Source organism: Burkholderia sp. 3C, assembly GCF_054589155.1.
Map to the genome: position 1 here is coordinate 61,493 of NZ_BAAILN010000093.1, position 2,061 is coordinate 63,553.

General features: G+C 72.6%; 1 protein-coding gene. It reads left to right on the plus strand.

Features of this window, described 5'->3' with window-relative positions; translation table 11 throughout:
- Positions 1 to 25: 25 nt before the first annotated feature.
- Positions 26 to 2,038 (plus strand): precorrin-3B C(17)-methyltransferase, encoded by a 2,013-nt coding sequence (gene cobJ, locus ACYP33_RS18710; protein WP_459623455.1) that lies wholly within the window; start codon positions 26 to 28, stop codon positions 2,036 to 2,038.
- Positions 2,039 to 2,061 lie beyond the last annotated feature (23 nt).

Sequence of the window (2,061 nt, forward strand, 5' to 3'; positions counted from 1 at the left end):
TCGTGCCGGGGGAAAAATGGCAAGGCTGAACGCCGCGCCGGCCATCGTGGTGCTCGGCGCGGGCGCGCTGCCGGTGGCCGAGCGAATTCGCGCGCGCTATGCGGGCGCGACGATCCATGCGCTCGCGGGCCGTGTCGAAGGCGACGTGGCGTTCACCGAACTCGGCGCGCATCTGCGTGCGCTGTATGCGCGCGGCCATCCGATCGTCGCGCTGTGCGCGGCCGGCATCGTGATCCGCTGCGTCGCGGCGTGCCTGACCGACAAGGGCGTCGAGCCGCCGGTGCTGGCCGTGGCCGAGGACGGCAGCGCCGTGGTGCCGCTGCTCGGCGGCCTGACCGGCGTGAACCTGCTCGCACGCGAGATCGCCGACGTGCTCGGCATCGCGCCCGCGATCACCACCAGCGGCGAGTTGCGCTTCGGCGCGTGCGTGCTCAATCCGCCCCAGGGCTATGCGCTGGCCGATATCGGCGCGGGCAAGCGTTTCGTGTCCGATCTGCTGGCCGGGGCCGCGACGCGCATCGAAGGCGACGCGCCCTGGCTCGACGGCGTGACGCTGCCGGTCGATCCGTCGGCCGCGCATGCGGTGCGCATCACGCCGCAGGCCGGCGGCGCGGCGTCGGGTGAACTCGTGATTCATCCGCGCAGCGTCGTGGTGGCCGTGACGGGCACTCAGGAAAGCGAACGATACGACGCATCGATTCCCTTGACGGCCGATGGCCGCGACGATGATCCGCTCGCGTGCCGGGTGCTCGATGCGCTTGCCGCAGCCGGTTTGTCGCCGCTCGCGCTGGCCGTGCTGGTTGCGCCGAGACGCATGATGCGCGACGCGGCGCTCGCGCGCGGTGCGCAAGCGCTGGGGGTGCCGCTGCGGTTCGTCGAGGCGGAGGGTGGCGAGAGCGGCTCTGCAAACGGTGTTGCGGATGACGCCGAGGACCGCTATGCAAGCGATGTGGCCGATGGCGCCGAGAACGGCGCTGCAAGCGGCATGGCCGATAGTGCCGAGGACCGCCATGCAAGCGGTGTGGCCGATGGCGCCGAGAACGGCGCTGCGAACGGCATCGCGGATGGCGCCGAAAACGCCCCTGCGAACGGCGTCGCGAATTGCAATCCGGATCGCAGCGCAAATCGCAGCGCGACCGCCAAGGCCCGAACGCTGCTCGACACGGCACTCGTCGCCGCCTCGATCCCCGCATCGGCACCCTCAACCGCCCACGCCCCCGACCTCGCGATCGCCATCGCCGACGCCCCCGTCGACGCCACCCGGCTCGGCCAGGCACGCGGCAAGCTGACCGTGCTCGGCCTCGGCCCCGGCAGCGCCGAACTGATGACGCCGGCCGCGCGCGCGGCGCTGGCCGGCGCTACCGACATCCTCGGCTACGCCACCTACGTGCGCATGGCCGGGCCGTTCCGCGCCGACCAGCGCGTGCACGAAACCGACAACCGCGAGGAATTGCAGCGCGCCCGCCATGCGTTCGAGCTGGCCGCGCAGGGGCGGCAGGTGGCGATGGTGTCGTCGGGCGATCCGGGCGTGTTCGCGATGGCGGCGGCCGTGCTCGAAGCGCTCGACGCCAGCGCCGGCAGCGAGGCCGCCGCGTGGGCCGACGTCGCGCTGGACGTGGTGCCCGGCGTGTCGGCGGCGATGGCCGCCGCCGCGCAGGCCGGCGCGCCGCTCGGCCACGATTTCTGCGTGATCTCGCTGTCGGACAACCTGAAGCCGTGGGGGGTGATCGAGGAACGGCTCGCGCTGGCCGCGCGCGCCGACCTCGTGATGGCGTTCTACAACCCGGTGTCGAAGGCGCGGCCGTGGCAGCTCGATCGCGCGCTGGAGATCGTGCGCGCCGTGCGCACCGCCGACACCGTGGTGGTGCTCGGCCGCGACATCGGCCGCCCCGGCGCGACGCTGCGCAGCACCACGCTCGGCGAACTGCGCTCGGATCAGGTGGACATGCGCACGATGGTGATCGTCGGTTCGTCGAAGACGCGCCGCTTCACCCGCGGCGAGCGCGAGTGGATCTACACGCCGCGCTTCTACGATTGAGGCCCTGGCCGAGCGCTCGGCCA